The sequence below is a fragment of the Amycolatopsis roodepoortensis genome (genome assembly GCF_014873915.1).
GTDB classification, from domain to species: domain Bacteria; phylum Actinomycetota; class Actinomycetes; order Mycobacteriales; family Pseudonocardiaceae; genus Amycolatopsis; species Amycolatopsis roodepoortensis.
This window is the reverse complement of record NZ_JADBEJ010000004.1, coordinates 90497-108342: the sequence shown is the minus strand read 5'-3', so window position 1 is coordinate 108342 and position 17846 is coordinate 90497. Positions and strand designations below refer to the sequence as shown.

General features: G+C 68.6%; 17 protein-coding genes and 1 riboswitch. Of the genes, 13 read left to right on the top strand and 4 right to left on the bottom strand.

Annotated elements, in window-relative coordinates; all coding sequences use genetic code 11:
- Nucleotides 1-22: 22 nt before the first annotated feature.
- The 3 genes from H4W30_RS10975 to H4W30_RS10965 are packed head-to-tail and all read right to left on the bottom strand — an operon-like array spanning nt 23 to nt 1970.
- Nucleotides 23-712: an ABC transporter permease gene (locus tag H4W30_RS10975; protein WP_192742752.1), complete on the bottom strand. Its 690-nt coding sequence runs from the start codon at nt 710-712 to the stop codon at nt 23-25.
- A complete protein-coding gene (locus tag H4W30_RS10970) occupies nt 709-1596 on the bottom strand; it encodes an ABC transporter ATP-binding protein (RefSeq protein WP_192742751.1) in 888 nt (295 codons plus the stop codon). Before H4W30_RS10970 ends, H4W30_RS10975 begins: the two co-directional genes overlap by 4 nt.
- Nucleotides 1593-1970, bottom strand: a complete 378-nt coding sequence (locus H4W30_RS10965) for a GntR family transcriptional regulator (protein WP_126733537.1) — start codon at nt 1968-1970, stop codon at nt 1593-1595. The genes H4W30_RS10970 and H4W30_RS10965 overlap by 4 nt, the downstream gene beginning before the upstream one ends.
- A gap of 162 nt (nt 1971-2132) precedes the next feature.
- Between H4W30_RS10965 and H4W30_RS10960 the strand changes: the two genes are divergently transcribed.
- From H4W30_RS10960 to aspS, 3 genes are all read left to right on the top strand, one after another.
- On the top strand, nt 2133-2456 hold the full coding sequence (locus tag H4W30_RS10960) for a PadR family transcriptional regulator (RefSeq protein ID WP_005160429.1): 324 nt from the start codon (nt 2133-2135) through the stop codon (nt 2454-2456).
- A complete protein-coding gene (locus tag H4W30_RS10955; protein ID WP_192742750.1) occupies nt 2453-3700 on the top strand; it encodes a DUF1700 domain-containing protein in 1248 nt (415 codons plus the stop codon). The genes H4W30_RS10960 and H4W30_RS10955 overlap by 4 nt, the downstream gene beginning before the upstream one ends.
- Nucleotides 3701-4108: 408 nt before the next feature.
- Nucleotides 4109-5362 (top strand): aspartate--tRNA(Asn) ligase, encoded by a 1254-nt coding sequence (aspS, locus tag H4W30_RS10950; protein ID WP_192742749.1) that lies wholly within the window; start codon nt 4109-4111, stop codon nt 5360-5362.
- Nucleotides 5363-5414: 52 nt separating this feature from the next.
- On the opposite strand, the gene H4W30_RS10945 is transcribed toward aspS, so the two are convergent.
- Nucleotides 5415-5939 carry a general stress protein gene (locus H4W30_RS10945; protein WP_192742748.1) on the bottom strand — a complete coding sequence of 175 codons (525 nt, stop codon included), beginning with the start codon at nt 5937-5939 and terminating at the stop codon, nt 5415-5417.
- A gap of 228 nt (nt 5940-6167) precedes the next feature.
- Between H4W30_RS10945 and H4W30_RS10940 the strand changes: the two genes are divergently transcribed.
- The 10 genes from H4W30_RS10940 (at nt 6168) to lipA (ending at nt 17839) form a co-directional block, all read left to right on the top strand.
- Nucleotides 6168-7532 carry a glutamine synthetase family protein gene (locus H4W30_RS10940; RefSeq protein ID WP_192742747.1) on the top strand — a complete coding sequence of 455 codons (1365 nt, stop codon included), beginning with the start codon at nt 6168-6170 and terminating at the stop codon, nt 7530-7532.
- A complete protein-coding gene (locus tag H4W30_RS10935; RefSeq protein ID WP_192742746.1) occupies nt 7513-8226 on the top strand; it encodes a gamma-glutamyl-gamma-aminobutyrate hydrolase family protein in 714 nt (237 codons plus the stop codon). The genes H4W30_RS10940 and H4W30_RS10935 overlap by 20 nt, the downstream gene beginning before the upstream one ends.
- Nucleotides 8223-9587 (top strand): aldehyde dehydrogenase family protein, encoded by a 1365-nt coding sequence (locus tag H4W30_RS10930; protein WP_192742745.1) that lies wholly within the window; start codon nt 8223-8225, stop codon nt 9585-9587. The genes H4W30_RS10935 and H4W30_RS10930 overlap by 4 nt, the downstream gene beginning before the upstream one ends.
- Nucleotides 9587-10354 (top strand): 3-oxoacyl-ACP reductase, encoded by a 768-nt coding sequence (locus tag H4W30_RS10925; protein WP_125786634.1) that lies wholly within the window; start codon nt 9587-9589, stop codon nt 10352-10354. Before H4W30_RS10930 ends, H4W30_RS10925 begins: the two co-directional genes overlap by 1 nt.
- 130 nt (nt 10355-10484) lie before the next feature.
- A complete protein-coding gene (locus H4W30_RS10920) occupies nt 10485-10859 on the top strand; it encodes a hypothetical protein (protein WP_192742744.1) in 375 nt (124 codons plus the stop codon).
- 146 nt (nt 10860-11005) lie between these two features.
- Nucleotides 11006-11099: riboswitch (glycine riboswitch) on the top strand.
- A gap of 145 nt (nt 11100-11244) precedes the next feature.
- Complete coding sequence (gcvP, locus tag H4W30_RS10915; RefSeq protein WP_192742743.1) at nt 11245-14076, top strand: aminomethyl-transferring glycine dehydrogenase; 2832 nt, start codon at nt 11245-11247, stop codon at nt 14074-14076.
- An 8-nt stretch (nt 14077-14084) separates the two neighbouring features.
- On the top strand, nt 14085-15176 hold the full coding sequence (gene gcvT / locus H4W30_RS10910; protein ID WP_192742742.1) for a glycine cleavage system aminomethyltransferase GcvT: 1092 nt from the start codon (nt 14085-14087) through the stop codon (nt 15174-15176).
- A gap of 17 nt (nt 15177-15193) precedes the next feature.
- A complete protein-coding gene (gcvH, locus tag H4W30_RS10905; RefSeq protein ID WP_016336369.1) occupies nt 15194-15571 on the top strand; it encodes a glycine cleavage system protein GcvH in 378 nt (125 codons plus the stop codon).
- Between the two features lies 1 nt (nt 15572).
- The gene (gene glyA / locus H4W30_RS10900) at nt 15573-16841 is read left to right on the top strand and encodes a serine hydroxymethyltransferase (protein WP_192742741.1); all 1269 of its coding nucleotides are present in this window, start codon (nt 15573-15575) and stop codon (nt 16839-16841) included.
- Complete coding sequence (lipA, locus tag H4W30_RS10895) at nt 16838-17839, top strand: lipoyl synthase (RefSeq protein WP_192742740.1); 1002 nt, start codon at nt 16838-16840, stop codon at nt 17837-17839. Before glyA ends, lipA begins: the two co-directional genes overlap by 4 nt.
- Nucleotides 17840-17846: the final 7 nt, after the last annotated feature.

Below are 17846 nucleotides of genomic sequence, written 5' to 3'. Positions count from 1 at the left end.
ACTCCTTGGGGTGGAAGGACTTTCAGACGGTGACGCGGCGCATGGTGGCGAATCCGCCCGCTCCCGCGACGCAGACCAGCAGGGCGAGCACCCCGGTCACGCCGCCGACGGTCAGCGTGCTGAAGAACGTGCCGAGCTTCGGCCAGGAATCGGTCCAGCTGAGCAACAGCACGCCGCCCAGCAGCACCAGGACCTGCGCGGCGCCGAACAGGACGACACCCGGCACCGCGGCGCGCCGGTAGATCAGGCCGTACCACATGCCGTAGACGAACACCAGCGTCAGCAACACGAACGACGTGAGCAGGGTCAGGTACCAGGGACCATCGAGCAGCCAGGGGACGCGGAAGTAGTTGAGCCCGAGCCCCCAGCCGCCGGTCGCGTCCTCGATCGCCTGGAACACGACGATCCCCACCGCATACAGCGCGGAGAGTCCCGCCACGAGCAGGATCGTGCCCAGGTAGTACGACCGCCTCGACACGCCCAGCGCGAGCCCGAACGGGAGCGACTTCGTCATGCTCAAGGCACCGCAGACGAACATGAACACGAACAGCGTGAACAGGCCGCCGGAGTAGTTCTCGTCGGGTGTTTCGGGGAGCAGCGAGAAGATCGCGACGTTCACCCCGAAGGCGAAGAACGTGATGCCGACCGGGAGGACGACGTACTGCAGCCGGTCCACCAGGTGGTAACGCGCGACGTTGATCAGGGTGTTCATGCGGACGCCTCCTCTGCGGTCTGTCCGTTGGAGGTGTGCACCATCAGTTGCTGCAAGGAAAGCGGCTCGAGTTTCAGGTGCAGGGCCTTCGCCTTCGCCGTCGCGGCGGGATCGAGCGCGTCGGCGACGGTCACCGAAGCCCGCGAGCCGATCTTGCGGCGGTGCAGCACCCGGCGGCCGCTGACGAAATCGTCCACCGCGAGGGCGGGGCCGGTGACCGTGACGGCCGAGCCGCGCAGTTCGTCGGCCGCCGCGTCGAGGACGACGCGGCCCTTGTCGATCATCACCACGTGCTCCAGCAGATCGGCCACCTCGTCGATCAGGTGCGTGGAGAGCAGGATCGTGCGCGGATGGGCCGAGTAGTCGTCGAGCAACCGGTCGTAGAACAGCTGGCGCGCGACGGCGTCGAGGCCCGCGTATGGCTCGTCGAGCAGCGTGAGTTCCGCACGTGCCGCGAGCCCGATCGTGATCGACAGCGCCGAGCGCATGCCTCGCGAGAGCTTCTTGACCGGGCGCTTCGTCGGCAGGTCGAAATCGCGGAGCAGCGTGTCGGCGAGTTCGGAGTCCCAGTTCGGGTAGAACCAAGACGCCGCCGAAAGCGCGTGCCGCACCTTGAAATCCGGGAACTGCTGGTCTTCGCGGACGAGCACCAGGCGCTTCAGCACCCGCTCGTTCTCGACCGGGCTCTCGCCGAACACACGGACCGAGCCCGCGCTGGCGAACTCCTGCGCGGTGACGATGCGCAGGAAGGTGCTCTTGCCGGCGCCGTTGCGGCCCAGCAGGCCGGTGATCTTGCCTTCTTCGATGTCGACCGAGACATCGCCGAGCGCGAGATGGTCGCCGTAGCGCCGGGTCAGGCCGGTGGTCGAAATGGTCGGCGTCATGCGGCGGGTCCTCCGTTCCGGTGTCCGTTCCCGCGGATGAGCGAGATCAGGGTTTCGTCGTCGATGCCGAGGCGCCTCGCTTCGCTGAGCATCGGGTCGAGGTACTGCTCGGCGAACCGTTGCCGCCGGTCGGTGAGCAGTTTCTGCCGGGCGCCGGCGGCGACGAACATGCCGATACCGCGCCGTTTTTCGAGCAGGCCGTCATCGGCGAGCACGTTGATCCCCTTGGCCGCCGTCGCCGGATTGATCCGGTAGAAGGCGGCGAGTTCGTTGGTTGACGGCACGCGTTCCCCCTCGGCCAGGCTTCCCTCGGCGATGTCGTCGGCGATCTGTTCGGCGATCTGCGCGAACAGGGGTGTTCCTTCGTCGAGCACGACACCTCCGTCCCCAGTCTTCGAGCACCTCATGGGTGCGGTGGTTCATTACTGGACTAAGTAACCCATGAACCACCCGGTCGACGCAAGTCGCCTCCGCCGTGCACACTACTGTGCAATGCGTGGTACCTTCTGTTGCGTAAGACTGGAAGGGACGCGACTGTGGAGATCAGTCAGCTACTCAAAGGCGTGCTGGACCTCGCCGTTCTCGCGGTGCTTCGCGGAGAGGACGGCTACGGCTACGACGTACTCCGAAGACTTCGTGTCGCGGGGTTGCAGGAGGTGGGCGACGCGTCGGTGTACGGGACGCTCCGGCGCCTGTACAAGGCGGGCCTGCTGACGTCCTACGTGGTGCCGAGCGAGGAAGGCCCGCACCGCAAGTACTACAGCCTCAACGAGCCGGGTCGCCAGCGGCTCGAAGAGTCGGGGCAGACCTGGCGGACTTTCGCCACGACGATGAACAGCCTGTTGGGAGAGGCAGCATGAGCACGCAGAATCCGACCGCCGTGCGGGTGTATCTGGCGAGGGTCAGGAGCGCGCTCGCCGACCTGCCCGAGAGCGAAGTCGAGGAGATCCTCGAGGACGTCCGGCCGCATCTCGCCGAGATGGAGGCGGAACTCGGGGACAGCCCCAAGGTCGACGCCCTGATCGAGCGGCTGGGCAGCCCCGAAAGCTACGCCGCCGAACTGCGGGCGTCCGGTGGCTACCCGCCGCGTCCGGCCGAGGCCGGCGGCAAGACCACCGTGCTGAAGGTGAAGACCGGCATCGGCGGAGCGCGGTTCGCGTTCTGGGGACTGGTGTTCTCGGTCGGGGGCTTCGCGCTGTTCGGCTTCGCCGCCGCGGTGTGGGTCCGGGTGGAACCGTTGGTGGGCCTGCTTTTCGTCGCACCCGTGCTCGCGATCAGCGTCGCCTACGTGGTGCGGAAGGGGGTCGCCCCGATCGCGGAATTGCCCGAGGTGGTGAAGCTCCGTGAGATCGCGGCCTCGTTCCAGAAGGACCGCAACGGCAAGGGGCTCAACTACTTCCGCGCGCTCAAGCCGGCGTGGTGGGTGCTGTGCGCGGCGGTGCTGGTCATCTTCGGCCTGCTGCTCGTGCTTCGCGACACCGAAGCCGTGCTGCTCCTGCCGCTGATGCTGCTGGCGGCCGTCGCGGTGGTCTGGGCGGGCCCGAAGCTGAAGGCCGACCGGCGGCTGCTGTGGCTGGCCGTGCCGATCTCGGCGTTCGTCGTCGGCAGCATGCTCGGCGGTGCGGGCGCGGCGGTCGACCTGATCGCGAAGCGGTCCTACGGCGGTGGTTCCTACAACGGCCCCTATGGGCCGAGCTACAACGACAGCTACGGGAACCCGCAGCTGACGTACGGCAGCCAGGACGTGGAGAACATCTACGCGTTCGACGCCGACGGCAAACCGCTGACCGAGATCTACCTCTACGACGAGAACGGCCGCCCGCTCAGCACGACCCGGTACGCCTGCGAGCAGAGCACGGGCGAGAAGCGGAAAATCGGCGACGACAACCGCTACCCGCGGCCACGGCTCGAGCGGGGAGTCAAGGACCACGACGGAAACCTCAACGGCTACAACGGTTACCGCAGCTACTGTCTGGAAAGGACGGACGTGCCGTTCAGCGCGGCGATCCCGAAGATCACCCCGGCGCCGCCCACCTCCCAGGCCGCCCCGCCGTCGTCCACCTCGGTGGCGCCGCCGTCGAACTCCACCCAGCCGACGCGCTAGGTGGCTCCGGGTGGAGGCGGACGTCGGGGGCCGCCTCCACCCGCGTTTCGTCCTCTGGATGCGGTGGTTCGCGTTGCCAACCACCGCATCCAGAGGACGAAATGCGGATGCGAGATACGCCGAGGGGGACGTAACCTCCGGGGTAACGCGTTGACGGAGACGAGTAGCCGAAGGACCACGTGAGTCCAGAGAGCCGCCGGTAGCTGGGAAGGCGGCCTCGCGCCCTCCGGTGAAGACCCTCCCGAGTGCGGGGAGGAACGGCGTCCGCGCCCCATGCCCCGCCGTCCGGCCCTCGTCACGGGCCTTCGAGGCCGCCGTTCCCTGGCGGCGGCGAAAGTGCGGTGGTACCGCGAGTTCCCTTCTCGCCCGCACTCCCAAGGGGTCGCGCACATCCGTACTGGAGTTGTGATGATCTCGCGTGTCCTCGCCGCCGACCTGCCCCGGCACGTCGGCGGCCGTGTCCGTATCGCCGGCTGGGTGCATCGCCGGCGCCGCCTGAAAACCGTCACCTTCCTGGTGATCCGGGACCGTTCCGGACTCGCCCAGGTGGTCCTCGCCGAATCCGGTGGCCCACCCGAGGAGACCGTCGTCGAGGTCGAGGGGCTGGTCACCGCCAATCCTCAGGCGCCGGGCGGCCTCGAACTCACCGAGCCGTCCGTCAGGCTGCTGTCCGAACCGGCCGAACCACCGCCGTTCGACCTCTACCGGCCGTCGGTGGCCGCCGCGTTGCCCACGGTGCTGGACAACGCCGCCGTCGCGCTGCGGCATCCGCGGCTGAAAGAGGTCTTCGCGATCGCGGCGGCGAGCGTCGCCGGATTCCGGTCGGCGTTGGACGGGCTCGGGTTCACCGAAACCCATACGCCCAAGATCGTTTCGTCGGCCACGGAATCCGGGGCGAACGTCTTCGGCATCGACTACTTCGGCAAACGGGCCTTCCTCGCGCAGTCGCCGCAGTTCTACAAACAGGCACTGGTCGGGGTTTTCGAGCGCGTGTACGAGGTCGGCCCGGTCTTCCGCGCCGAACCGCACGACACCGCGCGGCATCTCGCGCAGTACACCAGCCTCGACGCCGAACTCGGGTTCATCGAAGGCCACCACGACGTCATGGCGGTGCTGCGGGAAGCGGTCGCCGGTATGGCCGCCGCGGTTCCGCGGACGGAAGTCGTGGTGCCCGAGGAGATTCCGGAGATCCACTTCACGGAAGCCCAGGAATGGCTCGCGCGGACTTCCGGCGAGGACCCGCGTGGCGAGCCGGACCTCGCGCCCGCGCACGAGCGGCTGCTTTCGGAGTGGGCGCTGCGCGAACACGGATCGGAATTCCTGTTCGTCACCGGCTATCCGATGGTGAAGCGGCCGTTCTACACGCATCCGGACCCGGAGCGGCCCGCGTACTCCAACAGTTTCGACCTGCTTTTCCGCGGGCTGGAACTGGTGACCGGCGGGCAGCGGCTGCACCGGCACGCGGACTACGTCGCCGCGCTGGCGGAGCGTGGTGAACCCGCCGAGCCGTATCGGGACTACCTGTCCGTCTTCGCGCACGGGATGCCGCCGCACGGTGGTTTCGCGCTCGGTCTCGAACGCTGGACGGCCCGCTTGCTCGGGTTGCCCAACGTCCGCCAGGCGACGCTCTTCCCGCGCGACCTGCATCGGCTGACCCCGTGAAAGCCGCGAGCCGGCACCTCTCGAAGAGGTGCCGGCTCGCGTGGGGTGAGGCTCAGTGGTGGAACGCGGTCCTGGCGGCCAGGTCGGCCAGCAGGGCGCGGCCCTTCTCGGCGTTGCGCGGCTGGGCCAGGACGTCGTAACGCCGGGCGACCAGCTGGCTCTGCGAAATGAACCCGCGCTTGTTCTTCGACGCCGCGTACCCCAGCGCGCCGAACAGCAGGTTGAACCCGATACCGCCGACGAGGCCGACGATTATCGGCACCAGCCCGGCGCCCGGGTTCAGCAGGCTCAGCACGAGCCCGAGGAACACACCGAACATCGCGCCCGACAGCGCCGAGCTGGTCAGCACCTTGCTCCAGCCCATCCGTCCGGCGATCCGCTCGACCAGGACCGGCTCGACACCGACGATGGTGACGTCCGTGATCGGGAAGTCCGTTCCCGCGAGGTGGTCGACGGCACGCTGCGCTTCGGAGTACGACTCGTACGAGCCGATCGGCCACCCACTGGGCATCGTCGGGAGCTGAGCCCGCCCCTGGGGCTCGGTGAACGTGGTCTGCTGCGTGAATGCCTGTGTCATTCCTTCTCACCTCTCTTGATCCGTACAACGTCCCGGATGCGCGGATCTCCTCCCGGTGCGGCGGGATTCACAGCATCTTCTCAGCCGGGCATCGCAGACAATCCGCCCAGGGATCAACTACGGTGAGCAATGGATAACGAACCAGACCATTGACCGAGTTGACCGACTCCGGCCGACCCGGTAGGAAGAAGCCGCAAAGGTACCGCATCGAACCTTTAGGTGAGGCTGATGGCGAACAGGCGCGGCATGCTCACGCTCGATCGGCTCCGGGAACTGGTCGAGGAAGGCGCCGTCGACACGGTGCTGGTGGCGATCACCGACATGCAGGGCAGGCTGCAGGGCAAACGCTGCGCCGCCGAATACTTCCTCAACGAGGTCGTCGAGCACGCCACCGAAGCGTGCAACTACCTGCTCGCGGTCGACGTGGACATGAACACCGTCGACGGCTACGCGATGTCTTCCTGGGAGACCGGCTACGGCGACTTCGTCATGCGCCCGGACTTCGGCACGCTGCGCCTGCTGCCGTGGCAGGAGGGCACCGCGCTCGTCCTCGCCGATCTCGAACGGGTGCAGGGCGGCGCCGTGGCCCCTTCGCCGCGCCAGATCCTGCGCGGTCAGCTCGACCGGCTCGCCCAACGCGGACTCGCCGCCTACGTCGGGACCGAGCTGGAGTTCATCGTCTTCGACGACACCTACGAGTCGGCCTGGGACAAGCGGTACCAGGACCTCCGCCCGGCCAATCAGTACAACGTCGACTACTCGATGCTCGGCACCGCGCGGATCGAGCCGCTGCTGCGCCGCATCCGCAACGACATGGGCGGAGCGGGCTTGTACGTCGAATCCGCCAAGGGCGAGTGCAACCCCGGCCAGCACGAGATCGCGTTCCGCTACGCCGACGCGCTGACCACCTGCGACAACCACAGCGTCTACAAGACCGGCTCCAAGGAGATCGCCGCGCAGGAAGGCAAGAGCCTCACGTTCATGGCGAAGTACAACGAACGCGAGGGCAACTCGTGTCACATCCACATCAGCCTGCGCTCCGCCGAGGGCGAGCCCGTCCTGGCGGGCGACGGCCCCGGCGGGTTCTCGCCGCTGATGGAGCACTTCCTCGCCGGTCAGCTCGCCGGGCTGCGCGAGCTGACCTATTTCTTCGCGCCGAACATCAACTCCTACAAGCGTTTCGTCCCCGGAAGCTTCGCGCCGACGGCCGTCGCGTGGGGCACCGACAACCGCACGTGCGCGCTCCGCGTCGTCGGGCACGGCGACTCGCTGCGCACCGAGAACCGCGTCCCCGGCGGCGATGTGAACCCGTACCTCGCGGTGGCCGCGCTGATCGCGGCCGGGCTGCACGGCATCGAGAACGAACTGGAGCTCGAACCGGAGTTCCAGGGCAACGCCTACGGTTCCGGCAAGCCGACCGTGCCGACGACCCTGCGGGAGTCCGCGGCGCTGCTGGACGGGAGCGAGCTCGCGAGGTCCGCGTTCGGGGACGAGGTCGTCGACCACTACCTGAACGCGGCGAAGATCGAACTGGCCGCGTACGACGCCGCCGTCACCGACTGGGAGAGGATTCGTGGCTTCGAGCGGCTCTGAACCCCTGATCGGGCTCACGTCCTATCTGGAGCCCGCGAAGTTCCTGGTGTGGGAGACCGAAGCGGCGCTGCTCCATCGGGTCTACGTCGACGGGATCGTCGCGGCGGGCGGGATCCCGGTCCTGCTGCCGCCGGTCAGCGGGGCACACGATCGGCTGATCTCCGCCGTGGACGGGCTCGTGCTGGTCGGCGGCGCCGACGTCGACCCGGCGCGCTACGGCCAGGAGCAGCACGCGACGACGTACACGAGGCCGAACCGGGACGTCTTCGAGTTCGGCCTGCTGCGGTCCGCTTTGTCCGCCCGTAAGCCGGTGCTCGGCGTGTGCCGAGGGCTGCAGGTGCTCAGTGTCGCTTTGGGCGGCACGCTCGCGCAGCACCTGCCGGACACTTTGGACAGTGCGGATCACCAACCCGCGCCCGGAACTTTCGGCACCACTACGGTGGCCCTTGCCGAGGGCAGCCGCGTCGCGTCGATTCTCGGTGCCGAGACCAAGGTGCCGTGTTACCACCATCAGGCGATCGACAAGCTCGGCAAGGGGCTGGTCCCGGTCGGCTGGGCCGCCGACGGGACCATCGAGGCGGCCGAACTGCCCGGCGACGGGTTCGTGCTCGGCGTCCAATGGCATCCCGAACAGAATCCCGACGACATCAGGCTTTTCGAGGCACTCGTAGAAGCGGCGAAGGAGCGCGAATGACCACGTTCGAGGTGATCAACCCCGCCACGGAAGAGGTGGTGAGGTCGGTCGAGCTGACCTCGGCCGAGGAGACCGACGCGGCGATCGCCCGCGCGCACGCGGCGTTCCCCGCCTGGCGTGCGGTGGCCCCCGGCGACCGGGCGCGGCTGCTGCGCCGGTTCGCCGACGCCGTCGACGCCGACATCGAGAACCTCGCCGCGCTGGAGGTCGCCAACGCCGGCCACACGATCGGCAACGCGCGCTGGGAAGCGGGCAACGTCCGCGACGTGCTGACGTACTACTCCGCGTCGCCCGAACGGTTGAGCGGCAAGCAGATCCCGGTGCCCGGCGGGGTGAACATGACGTTCCACGAGCCACTGGGCGTGGTCGGGGTGATCGTGCCGTGGAACTTCCCGATGCCCATCGCCGGCTGGGGGTTCGCGCCCGCGCTCGCCGCCGGGAACACCGTGGTGCTGAAACCCGCCGAACTCACCCCGCTGACCGCGATCCGCCTCGGCGAGCTCGCCCGCGAGGCGGGGATACCCGAGGACGTCTTCCAGGTGCTTCCCGGCAAGGGATCCGTGGTGGGGCAGCGTTTCGTGGATCACCCGGCGGTGCGGAAGGTGGTGTTCACCGGCTCCACCGAGGTCGGCAAGCAGATCATGGCGGGCTGCGCCGCGCAGGTGAAACGGGTGACCCTGGAGCTCGGCGGCAAGAACGCGAACATCGTCTTCGCCGACGCCGACCTGGACAAGGCCGCGGCCACCGCGCCGTACGGCGTCTTCGACAACGCCGGGCAGGACTGCTGCGCGCGGTCGCTGATCCTGGTGCAGTCGAGCGTCTACGAGAAGTTCATGGAGCTGCTGGAACCGGCGGTGAACGGTGTGGTCGTGGGGGATCCGCGGCTGGAAGTGACCGAGATGGGGCCGCTGATCTCGGCGGGACACCACGCGAAGGTCTCGTCCTATGTGGACGAATCCGCGCCGGTCGCCTTCCGGGGCAACGCGCCCATCGGCCCTGGATACTGGTTCGCGCCGACCGTCGTCACCCCGCCGGACCTGCGGCATCCGCTGGCGTCGGACGAGATCTTCGGCCCGGTCGTCGCCGTGGTCCCGTTCACCGACGAGACGGACGCGGTGACGATGGCCAACCACACCGAGTACGGGCTGTCCGGCTCGATCTGGACCCGCGACGTCGGTCGCGCCTTCCGCGTCGCGCGCGGCGTCGAAGCCGGGAACCTGTCGGTCAACTCGCATTCGTCCGTCCGGTACTGGACGCCGTTCGGCGGCTTCAAGCAGTCCGGGCTCGGCCGCGAGCTCGGGCCCGACGCCGTCGACGCTTTCACCGAGACCAAAAACGTCTTCATCAGTACGGAGGAATAATGGTTCAGCGTTTCGAGGGCCGCGTCGCGGTCATCACCGGCGGCAGCAGCGGCATCGGCCTCGCCACCGCGCGGCGGCTGGCGAGCGAAGGCGCGAAGGTCGTCATCGGCGACATCTCCGCCGAGGCGGGCAAGGCCGCGGCCGACGAGGTCGGCGGTCTGTTCGTGCAGGCCGACGTCACCGACGCCGAGCAGGTCGAGGCCCTGTTCCAGACCACTGTGGACACCTTCGGCTCGGTAGACGTCGCGTTCAACAACGCCGGTATCTCGCCGCCCGAGGACGACTCGATCCTCACCACGGGCATCGACGCGTGGGAGAAGGTGCAGAAGGTCAACCTGACCTCGGTGTACCTGTGCTGCAAGGCGGTGCTGCCTCATATGCAGAGGCAGGGCAAGGGCTCGATCATCAACACGGCGTCGTTCGTGGCGGTGATGGGCGCGGCGACGTCGCAGATCTCCTACACCGCGTCGAAGGGCGGGGTGCTGGCGATGAGTCGGGAGCTGGGCGTGCAGTTCGCGCGGGAGAACATCCGGGTGAACGCGTTGTGCCCGGGTCCGGTGAACACGCCGCTGCTGAAGGAACTGTTCGCGAAGGACCCCGAGCGGGCCGCGCGGCGGCTGGTGCACGTGCCGGTCGGGCGGTTCGCGGAGCCGGAGGAGATCGCGGCGGCCGTCGCGTTCCTGGCGAGCGACGACGCCTCGTTCATCACGGCCTCGCAGTTCCTGGTGGACGGCGGGATCTCGGGCGCCTACGTCACCCCGCTCTGACGACGGCCCGCGTTTAGTCCTCTGAATGTGTGCCGTCACTCGTCCCGGTGGCTGGGATGGCGGGCCGCTGACCTGCGCTGTAGTCCTGACAACGCGTAGCCAGCATCCAGGACCACCCAGGAGGCCCAGCATGACCCGGCAGATGAGCACCGCCATGCGTGACTGCATCGACCTGTGCAACGAGTGCCACGTCCGGTGCGAGGAGATGATGACGCGCTGCATGGAGTTGGGCGGTGCGAAGCTCGGCATGATGATGGTGACCTGCGCGGACATGTCCCGTATGTGCGCCGACATGATGATGCGCTGCTCCGCCATGGTCGCCGACCTCGAGATGATGCGCATGTGCGCGAAGATGTGCGGCCTCGCCTCCCAGATGATGCGCATGTGCGCCGACGAGTGCGCCAAGACCGGTGACGCCGAGCTCGCCGACGCCGCCGAGATGATGACGCGGTGCGCCGAGCTCTGCGGCACCATCACCGCCGAGATGATGATGGAGAACGCGTAACTCGCGTGATCAGACGCGTCACTCGCGTGATTGAAGGCGTAACTCACGAGTTACGGCTCTGAGCACGCAAGTGACGTGCTCGGCTGGAAGTAGACGCGCGCTGAACACGCCAGGTACGGTGTGCGCACAACTTCAGACAGGGCCGTCGAGCTGGAGCGGGAGAGCCCCCACGAACATGGTGGGGCACCGAAGGAGCAAACTCCCCGGAATCTCTCAGGTACCCACTACCGCTTCACGCGAGGCCACTCTGGAAAGCAGGCGCGCAAGTGCGTCTCACCCAAGGTGAAAGCCACCCCGTTCACGGGTGGTGAAACTCTCAGGTGCCATGACAGAGGGGGAGTTCCCAGCGCACCGGTCTATCCGGCGCCTGACCCAAGGAGCTCCCTTGACCAGTACGTCCTTCGACGACCGGCACATCGGCCCCTCGGAGTCCGAGCAGGCCAAGATGCTCGCCGAGGTCGGCTACGGCAGTCTCGATGCCCTGGTGCAGGCCGCCGTGCCGTCCGCGATCCGGGTCACCCGCGACCTCGAACTGCCCCCCGCCGCGTCCGAAGAGGACGCCATCGCCGAGCTTCGCGCGCTCGCCGCGCTCAACAAGCCGATGACCCAGATGATCGGCCTCGGCTTCCACGACACGGTCACCCCGGCGGTCATCCGCCGCAACGTGCTGGAGAACCCGGCCTGGTACACGGCGTACACGCCGTATCAGCCGGAGATCTCGCAGGGCCGTCTCGAAGCCCTCCTCAACTTCCAGACCATGGTCTCCGAGCTGGCCGGTCTCGCCACCGCGAACGCCTCCCTGCTCGACGAGTCCACCGCCGTCGCCGAGGCCGTCATGCTGATGCGCCGCGCGTCGAAGGCGAAGTCGAACAAGGTCGTCCTCGACGCCGAATGTCTGCCGCAGACCATCGCCGTCGTCCGCACCCGCGCCGAGGCGATGGGCGTCGAGGTCGAGGTCCGTGACCTGCTGACCGGTCTGCCGGAGGAGTTCTTCGGCGTCGTCGTCCAGTACCCGGGCGCTTCCGGCGTGCTGCGCGGCGCGGGCTTCTACTCCGCCATCTCCGAGACCGCGAAGGCCGCCGGCGCGCTGTACACCGTCGCCGCGGACCTGCTCGCCCTCACCCTCATCACCGCGCCGGGTGAGTTCGGCGCCGACATCGCCGCCGGTTCCACCCAGCGTTTCGGCGTCCCGCTCGGCTATGGCGGCCCGCACGCCGGGTACATGGCCGTCCGCGCCGGGCTCGAGCGCTCGCTGCCGGGCCGCCTGGTCGGGGTCTCGGTCGACGCCGACGGCAACCCCGCGTACCGCCTCGCCCTGCAGACGCGTGAGCAGCACATCCGCCGCGAGAAGGCGACCTCCAACATCTGCACCGCGCAGGTCCTGCCCGCCGTGCTCGCCGCGATGTACGCGGTCTACCACGGTCCGGACGGCCTCAAGCGCATCGCGACCCGCGTCCACGGGCTCGCCGCCGGGCTGGCCGGGGCGCTGCGCGAGGGTGGCGTCGAGGTCGTCCACGAGGGCTTCTTCGACACCGTCCTCGCCCGTATGCCCGGGCAGGCCGAAGCGGTCGTCGCGGTCGCGCGCGAGAACGGGATCAACCTCGGCCCGGTCGACGCCGACCACGTCCGCATCGCCGTCGACGAGGTCACCACGCCCGCGATCATCGCCAAGGTGCTCAACGCGTTCGGGATCGACACCCCGGCCGCCGAGGCCGGCGCGCTTCCCGCCGGCCTCGGCCGCGAGAGCGACTACCTGACCCACGAGGTCTTCCACTCCCACGGCTCCGAGACCGCGATGCTGCGCTACCTGCGCAGCCTGTCCGACCTCGACTACGCGCTCGACCGCGGCATGATCCCGCTCGGCTCCTGCACGATGAAGCTCAACGCCACCACCGAGATGGAGCCGATCAGCTGGCGCGAGTTCGCGGGGATCCACCCGTTCGCCCCCGCCGACCAGGCCGAGGGCTACCACACCCTGGTCGAGCAGCTGTCGGGCTGGCTGGCCGAGGTCACCGGCTACGACAAGGTGTCGCTGCAGCCGAACGCGGGCAGCCAGGGCGAGCTCGCCGGCCTGCTCGCGATCCGCGCGTACCACCACGCCAATGGGCAGAAGGAGCGCGAAGTCTGCCTGATCCCGTCGTCCGCCCACGGCACGAACGCCGCCTCCGCGGTCATGGCCGGGATGCGCGTCGTCGTGGTGAAGTGCACCGCCGAGGGCAACGTCGACCTCGAAGACCTGCGGGCCAAGGTCGAGGCCAACCGCGACACGCTGTCCGCGATCATGGTCACGTACCCGTCCACGCACGGCGTGTACGAGAACGGCATCGACGAGCTGGCCAAGATCGTCCACGACGCGGGCGGCCAGGTCTACGTCGACGGCGCGAACCTCAACGCGCTGCTGGGTCTCGCGAAGCCGGGTGAGTTCGGCGGCGACGTCTCGCACCTGAACCTGCACAAGACCTTCTGCATCCCGCACGGTGGCGGCGGCCCCGGCGTCGGTCCGGTCGCGGTCCGCGCGCACCTCGCGCCGTACCTGCCGAACCACCCGCTGCTGGAGAAGGCCGGTCCCGAAACCGGTGTCGGCCCGATCAGCGCCGCCCCGTACGGCTCGGCGTCGATCCTGCCGATCTCGTGGGCGTACGTCCGGATGATGGGCGCGGGCGGGCTCACCGCCGCGACGCAGGTCGCCGTGCTCGCCGCGAACTACGTGGCGAAGCGCCTCAACCAGCACTACCCGGTGCTCTACACCGGCCAGGACGGCCTGGTCGCGCACGAGTGCATCCTCGACCTGCGCGGGCTCACCAAGGAGACCGGCGTCAGCGTCGACGACGTCGCGAAGCGCCTGATCGACTACGGCTTCCACGCCCCGACCATGTCGTTCCCGGTCGCGGGCACGCTGATGGTCGAGCCGACCGAATCCGAGGACCTCGGCGAGATCGACCGCTTCATCGCGGCGATGATCGCCATCCGCGCGGAGATCGACGCCGTCGCGCAGGGCAAGTGGGCCGCGGACAACAGCCCGCTGCGCAACGCCCCGCACACCGCCGAAACGCTGGTCGGTGACTGGGACCTGCCGTACGACCGCGAACTGGCGGTGTACCCCGCCGGGGTGAACCGCAAGTCCAAGTACTGGCCCCCGGTGCGCCGCATCGACGGAGCGCGCGGGGACCGTAACCTCGTCTGCTCCTGCCCGCCGCTCAACGCCTACGAGAACTGAGGCACTTGATGTCGAAAGAGACGTCCCTGCACGGAGTCCACAAAGGACTGGGTGCGCTGTTCACCGATTTCGCGGGCTGGTCGATGCCGATCCGCTATTCCAGCGAGCTGGCGGAGCACAAGGCGGTCCGCGAGGCCGCGGGCCTGTTCGACCTCTCCCACATGGCCGAGATCGAGGTGACCGGCCCGCAGGCGGCCGACACCCTCGACTTCGCGCTGGTCGGCAACCTGTCGGGCGTCAAGCCGGGCCGGGCGCGCTACACGATGATCTGCGACGAGAACGGTGGCGTGCTGGACGACCTGGTCGTCTACCGCCTCGCCGACGAGAAGTTCCTGGTCGTGGCCAACGCGGGCAACGCCGACGTGGTCGCGCAGGCGCTGGCCGAGCGGGTCTCCGGCTTCGACGCGGTCGTCGAGAACAAGTCCGAGGATCTCGCGCTGATCGCCGTCCAGGGCCCGAAGGCCGTCGAGATCCTCGGCGCGGTCACCGACGCCGACCTGGGCGCGCTCAAGTACTACGCGAGCGTCCCGGCCGTCGTGAAGGGGCACGACGTCCTGCTCGCCCGCACCGGGTACACCGGCGAGGACGGCTTCGAGCTGTACGTCCCGGCCGGTGAGGCTCCCGCCGTCTGGCGCATCCTGACCGACGCGGGCGAGCCGCACGGCCTGCTCCCGGCCGGTCTCGCCTGCCGCGACACGCTGCGTCTCGAAGCCGGAATGCCGTTGTACGGCAACGAACTCAGCCTCCAGCTGAGCCCGTTCGAGGCCGGTCTCGGCCGCGTGGTCAAGTTCGAGAAGCCGAACGACTTCGTCGGCAAGGCCGCGCTCGAAGAGCTGTCCAAGAAGGACGTTCCCCGCGTGCGTGTCGGGCTCAAGGGCTCCGGCCGCCGCGCGCCGCGTCACGGCTACACCGTCCTGGCGGGTGACACCGAGATCGGCGAGGTCACCAGCGGTGCCCTTTCGCCGACGCTGGGTTACCCGATCGCCATGGCCTACGTGGACCGGGAGCACTCCGAGCCCGGCACCGAGCTTTCCGTCGACATCCGGGGCCGTATCGAGCCCGTCGAGGTCGTCGCCCTGCCCTTCTACTCCCGCGCCTGAAAGGCCCTTTTTCGATCATGAGCATCCCCCAGGACCTGAAGTACACGAAGGAACACGAGTGGCTGAACGTCGCGGACGGCGTCGCCACCGTGGGCATCACCGCCTTCGCCGCCGAGTCGCTCGGTGACATCGTGTTCGTCCAGCTCCCCTCGGTCGGCGACACCGTCACCGCGGGCGAGGTCTTCGGCGAGGTCGAGTCGACCAAATCGGTCAGCGAGCTGTACGCACCCGTGGACGGCGAGGTCGTCGAGGTGAACGAGGCCACAACGGACACCCCCGAGCTCATCAACTCGGACCCGTACGCCGAAGGATGGCTCCTGAAGGTGCGTCTGTCCGGCGACGTGCCCGCCCTGCTCGACGCCCAGGCGTACGCCGTCTTGACCCAGGAGAACTGACATGTTCAACGCTGCCCTGTCCGAAGTGGACCCCGAGGTCGCCGCGGCCGTCGCCGCCGAACTCGACCGGCAGCAGTCGACCCTGGAGATGATCGCCTCGGAGAACTTCGCCCCGGTGGGCGTGCTCGAGGCGCAGGGTTCGGTGCTGACCAACAAGTACGCCGAGGGTTACCCCGGCCGCCGCTACTACGGCGGTTGTGAGCACGTCGACGTCATCGAGCAGCTGGCGATCGACCGCGCGAAGGCCCTCTTCGGTGCCGAGCACGCCAACGTCCAGCCGCATTCGGGCGCGCAGGCCAACGCCGCCGCCATGGTCGCGGTGCTCAACCCCGGCGACACCATCCTCGGTCTCGACCTCGCGCACGGCGGGCACCTGACCCACGGGATGAAGATCAACTTCTCGGGCAAGCTCTACAACGTCGTCGCCTACCACGTCGACAAGGAGACCGGGATCGTCGACGTCGAGGAGATCGAGCGCCTCGCCAAGGAGCACAAGCCGAAGCTGATCATCGCCGGCTGGTCGGCGTACCCGCGTCAGCTCGACTTCGCCGAGTTCCGCCGCATCGCCGACGAGGTCGGTGCGAAGGTCATGGTCGACATGGCGCACTTCGCCGGTCTGGTCGCCGCGGGCCTGCACCCGAGCCCGGTGCCCTACGCCGACATCGTCACCACGACCACGCACAAGACCCTCGGCGGCCCGCGTGGCGGCATCATCCTGTCCCGCCAGGAACTCGCCAAGAAGATCAACTCGGCGGTGTTCCCCGGCCAGCAGGGCGGTCCGCTGGAGCACGTCATCGCCGCCAAGGCCGTCGCGCTCAAGATCGCCGCGAGCGAGGAGTTCCGCGAGCGTCAGCAGCGCGTGCTCGAAGGTGCGAAGATCCTGGCCGACCGCCTCTCGCGCACGGATTGCAGCGAAGCCGGTGTCCGCGTGCTGACCGGCGGTACCGACGTGCACCTGGTGCTCGTCGATCTGGTCAACTCCACTTTGGACGGTCAGCAGGCCGAGGACCGGCTGCACTCGGTCGGTATCACGGTCAACCGCAACGCTGTCCCGTTCGACCCGCGGCCGCCGATGGTCACCTCCGGCCTGCGGATCGGCACCCCGGCGCTCGCGACCCGCGGCTTCGGCGCCGAGGACTTCGCCGAGGTGGCCGACGTCATCGCCGAGGCGCTGCGCCCGGACTTCGACGAGGCGCTGCGCCAGTCGCTGTCCGCCCGGGTCGAACTGCTGGCCAAGAAGCACCCGCTGTACGCGGATCTCAACCGATGAGCGCGCTCCCCGAGGGGCGCAAACTTCTCCGGCTCGAGGTCCGCAACGCGCAGACCCCGATCGAGAAGAAGCCGCCGTGGATCAAGACCCGCGCGCGGATGGGGCCGGAGTTCACCGAGCTCAAGGGACTGGTCAAGCGTGAAGGCCTCCACACCGTGTGTGAGGAGGCCGGTTGCCCCAACATCTACGAGTGCTGGGAAGACCGTGAGGCGACGTTCCTGATCGGTGGGGACCAGTGCACGCGGCGCTGTGACTTCTGCCAGATCGACACGGGGAAGCCCGCCGCGCTGGACCGGACCGAGCCGCGGAAGGTGGCGGAGTCGGTGCAGGCGATGGGTTTGCGCTACTCGACGGTGACCGGTGTCGCGCGTGACGATCTGGAGGACGGCGGCGCGTGGCTGTACGCCGAAACCGTGCGCCAGATCCACGCGCTGAACCCGGGTACCGGTGTCGAGCTGCTGATCCCGGACTTCAACGCGGACCCGGATCAGCTGGCCGAGGTGTTCGGTTCGCGGCCTGAGGTGCTGGCGCACAACGTCGAGACGGTGCCGCGGATCTTCAAGCGGATCCGGCCCGGCTTCCGGTACGCGCGGTCGCTGGAGGTCATCACTCGCGCTCGCGAGGCCGGTCTGGTGACGAAGTCGAACCTGATCCTGGGTATGGGCGAGACGCCGGAGGAGGTGGCTCCGGCGATGAAGGACCTGGTCGACGCGGGCTGCGAAATCCTCACGATCACCCAGTACTTGCGACCCTCGCCGCGGCATCACCCGGTGGACCGCTGGGTCAAGCCCGAGGAGTTCGTCGAGCACTCGAAGGCTGCCGAAGCGATGGGCTTCGCTGGTGTGATGGCCGGGCCGCTCGTACGCTCGTCGTATCGGGCCGGTCGCCTTTTCGCCCAGACGAAGGCCCACCGCGGCGAAGCGCTGTCGGAGAACCTGGCCCATCTCGCCGCCGAAGGGCCCGCGGCCCAAGAAGCCAGCTCACTGCTGGCCAGATAGGAAGGAG